Annotated in this window: 2 protein-coding genes; one reads left to right on the forward strand and one right to left on the reverse strand. The window is 30.1% G+C overall.

Annotated features, from left to right (window positions below; all coding sequences use genetic code 11):
* The first annotated feature begins 486 nt into the window (after nucleotides 1–486).
* Entirely contained in the window at nucleotides 487–942 is a 456-nt protein-coding gene (locus METVU_RS08790; RefSeq protein WP_012819844.1) for a hypothetical protein, read from the forward strand.
* A gap of 708 nt (nucleotides 943–1,650) precedes the next feature.
* On the opposite strand, the gene METVU_RS08795 is transcribed toward METVU_RS08790, so the two are convergent.
* The gene (locus tag METVU_RS08795; RefSeq protein WP_012819845.1) at nucleotides 1,651–4,497 is read right to left on the reverse strand and encodes a minichromosome maintenance protein MCM; all 2,847 of its coding nucleotides are present in this window, start codon (nucleotides 4,495–4,497) and stop codon (nucleotides 1,651–1,653) included.
* Between the last annotated feature and the right edge of the window lie 207 nt (nucleotides 4,498–4,704).

Consider the following 4,704-nt stretch of genomic DNA (forward strand, 5'->3'; position numbering starts at 1 on the left):
ATATGCGATATAATACATTTGAAAAACTTATGTTGTTAGTTTATTTGCCATGTTTTAGATGAGATCTAACCTATTTTGCATGTTTACGATTTCGACGTAAAGTCGAAATTATAATTGTAATTATTTGCATGTTTTTTTATATTTATTATGAAATTTAATAATCTATTGTCAACGTTTTTTATTTGGCTGTTAATACGTGTTAACACAATATTTCATGATTTACGCTTTAAATTATAACATTATTATATTTGTGTAAATACGGATTTATACAATATTATAGAGAGTGTAATACTTAAAATTTGTTTAAGCAAACAATTGAAGATTAACTAATTGTAATTGATGTATCTAAATAACGTTTCTAAATTACGAGTTATTCGAAAAACATTACAATTCGAAAAATAGAAAATGATAATAGCATTTTAACGTTAACTATATCTAAACATTAAAATCATAAAAATATTCTTTAAGGAAATTTGTGGTGTTGGTATGGATGACAATCCCATAGTTAAAAAATTGGATGCAATTACTAAAACATTATTTACTATTATAAGAAGTTTAGGGATTGTTTTTATAACCATTATGATAGATGCAATTATAAGCCCATCCTACTACTCTGGATTTATTGCCTTAACATTGGGGGTTTTATCGTTCGTTCCAATATTGGGAATGGTATTTTATGGATTAATAGACAGTTGCTTATGTAATTTACAATATGAAGATAGAATTAAAGGATTGTATAACTTCTTTTTGGAGATATTTCAAACGATAATACAATTTGGAATTGTTGGAATTGGATTATTCCTAATAAATGCATATAAATCAAATATAAGTCCAAAAATAAGTTTAGCATTTATAACAACTTACATTGTAATTACATTGTTATCCGCAGTTATTACGCTATTACAAATAAACAAATATTATGAAATGTTAAAAAAGCATTAATCTTTAGACAAATACTTTTTATCAAACTTAACAGCCCAAATATAGAACATAATAGTAATAGCAAAAATAAATACTGCCAATCCAATAAAGCCGATATAAAAGTTGTTTATCTCCATAACTACCAGCCCCTATTTTTCTACTTATGATTATGACAACTATTGGATATAATTTTTTGCATGACTTATAGAATCAAAGAGAGTGCAGTTATTATATAGTTTTTAGATTGAAGTATTTAAATCTATAACTAATTTAATCAGCTGAGTCATTACTCATATTTATATTTTTTCTTGCAGTAAATAATATATCATCACACACAAACATAGTTTAAAGCAAGTTTGCTATTTTTTCCTTAAAGGCAATTAACAACAACAAGGTTGTCGTAATTTAACTCCAAAAAAAGTATATAAAACAGCGATGTTTTTTGCAGTTCAAAAATAATATAATTATGCATTTATATTAGTCGAATTTTTCAATTCTTAAATTTCGCCTTAAAGTCGAATTTCTACATTTCGATTAATAACGATATTTTGTGCCTTAAAATTGCTTAAACAAAAAATCTTGAAAAGATTAGCTGAATATAAGATCAAGTTGTTTTCTAAATTTCCATCTGATTAATAATATACTCATTTCTGCTTTTTAAATCAGTATCATTGTTCCAAACTGGACAGTTTTCATAATATGTATTTTCTCAAAATTATTAAAGTTATTTTAAGTCAACCCCCACATTCCTGCTCTTGGGTTATATACTTCACCCTCCCCTTTAAGTTTATTCAACAACCTTTCAACTTCATGACCCTCAATACCTAACAACTCTTTAGCTCTCTCTTCAATATCAACTTGTGGAGCTAAATTATCATCCCTTAACTCCGAAAGCTCTTTTATAATTTCTATAAGTTTATCCATTTTGTCTCTTTCTGATTTTGTGGCCTTCCCTAACTTTCCAAAATCATATACTCCACTTTCAGGGTCATATAATATAGTGTCTAAATACTTTTGATAGATTTGTTTAGCCAATTCAAAGTCCTCTTTTTTAACCTCATTTCTTAAATGTGCCTTCGCTATGGCTCTAACTAATTTTAACAATGATTTGATAACCCTCGCATCGATCATTTCACTTTTACCTTGCAATTCATAATAATAATCAACTATGAAATCATCAATCTCATCTGAGATCACTGGATTAAAAGTTCTTGCATATAAAATGTATCTCTTCAAAACATCCTCATCAACATACCCCTTTTCATTGCCTCCTTTTATTGCCCTTACTATCTGCTTAATATCCTCCTTCTCCTTAACATTATTAAATAACGCAAAAATCAAATCAAACCTTGATAAAATTGAGTCAGGAATATCAATCTGCTCAGTCAATGTTCTGTCTAAATCAAACTTCTCTCTCTTAGGATTACAACCCCACAAATAAGCACAATTTGTTTTTAAATGTATGTCTCTCCCTACCTTATTAACTTTCGTAAAACCATCCTCCATGGACGTGTTAAAGTATTTATAAGTGTCTTTATTTTTCTCATCTAAACACAATACCGCCCCATTTGCCTTGGGTATAGCCCCCCTTCTAAATGAATAGACCTCTCCCAAATAGCCCTTTATCTTTTCAATAGCTCCAACTAAACCTGCCTGAGTAGCGTTAGTCAGGTCAACATATTGATTATTTGGAAACAGGGTATAAACTCTCTTTAAAACTCTCGACTTACCAGTCGAAGGATCTCCAACCATTAAGATATGGATATTCCAATTAAACCCATCCCTTGGCTCACTTTCAACATTACATAATTGTAGCAACACAGCAACTTTTAACAATTCGTTGTCAACAATGTTCGGAAACAAATCATCAGCTATTCTAAATAAATCTCCCTTTTTACTATTGTAATAATCCTTAGCTATCTTTATATCCTCTTCTGAAAGCCCATGACTAAATTCCTCAATCTCCTCAATACTCAGGATCCTTATTAAGTAAGGAGATATTGGCCTATCAGATTTATCAATGTCTAAAATTCCCACAACTCTAACCTTAGCCCCAACATCAAACAACCCTTCAGCTCCTACCCAAACAGCTTTAATTGGCTTCGGCTCTTCTTTTGGATTTAACTCATCTATTGGTTGTTGAAGTAGGAACTCCTGAACGGTATGGATGTATTTTCTAATCAATTTTAACTCTCTTTTATCCTCTCCACTGCCAATTTTTATAACCTCTGGGATTTTCTTAGTGTTTAAATCAAAATACTCAATATGAGGATTATCTTCCTCCCCATACTCTGCACATATGACAATATTCTTTATTGGAGACGTTTCCAATACCTCTGCCTCTACAACTATTAACTTACCAACTTTCGAAGGATCGGGGTATTGGATATATTCCTTGGCAGTCATCGGAATGTTTGTAAAGTGGCACTTCAATAAAGGAAATAAAACCGTATTATTACATTCTATTGCACTAACATGCTCCTTTCTCCAGTTTAAGAAATAATTACGCTGCAACCTATCGATGACATGCCAAGTATTATTCAACAAATACGATGACACATAATACTGATCAAGAGATCCATCCCCAAACTCAAACCTAAAAACTCCACTATCATCGACATGAAAACCCCTCACAAGCTTTTCATAAGCCCCAGCCATCCGATCTCTCGTCTCTTCATCATAATCATTAGTTGCAATCTTTTTTTCATACTCAACCTTCTTTAATAAACCAGATCTATTCAAATCAGATAGGAATTTATCCACATTCAACTTGTAAAGCCCCGTAGTGTCTTCATATATCCATTGGATTTTTTTAAGATATGAGATTGTAACCTTATAGGCACTCAAAGAGGCGTTTAAATCTTTAATATTTTCCTCAATGTATCTAAAATCTAAACTACTATTTAATAACCAGTTTATACAATCATAAAAGGCATCTTTTGGCATTGAACTTTTATTCACTCCTTCTTTTTTTAGCAATTCATTACATAACTTTCGGATGTCTTCTTTTATTTTGTTAAGTGATGATTTGATTTTATCCATATTGTTAATATTATTAACTTGTATTAATTCACTGTTAATACACGTTAATACCTCTTTATCGCTGTTAATACTATTACCGTTTTCTGATTCACTGTTAATACACGTTAATACCTCTTTATCGCTGTTAATACTATTACCGTTTTCTGATTCACTGTTAATACACGTTAGTTCCGTGTTAATAATTTGGTTGTTATTTTCCATGATCTGGTTTATCTTATCTACTATCTCAGTTATATCAATTAATTTAATTGTATCGATATTTGTGAAGTCAATGTCTGGAAACAACTTGAATAATATTTCTAAAATATTGATAGCTTTTTTTGTTGGGAAATCATTGTCATCTAATAATCCTCTATTGTGTGCAAACTTTCTTTCTCTGTCTAAATCCTTAGAATTGCTAACTTTGGCTTTTAAAAATCCTAACAATGCCTTAACATCTTGTTTGAAAATAGTATCTATTTTTATGTTTAAGTGTTCAAATTCATCTGAATTGTTGGATAAATTATTTATACTACTATCTACATAGTTATCCATACTTAATCACCTCTTAGGCGTTAGTTTTAATTTTTGACTTGGGGGTAGGGAGATACCCTTTAAAGGGTCTCCCTACCTTTCCCAGGAAATTCAATAAAGTTATTTTAGTAGAAATACAATAGTGGTATAGTTAGGGGTTTAATTCTATTTTTCTCATTAAAGTATAAATACCTAACGGAATTCGCTGTTTTTATTTTTTATTATATA

It is taken from the genome of Methanocaldococcus vulcanius M7, from assembly GCF_000024625.1.
Classification (GTDB): domain Archaea; phylum AGJL01; class Methanococci; order Methanococcales; family Methanocaldococcaceae; genus Methanocaldococcus; species Methanocaldococcus vulcanius.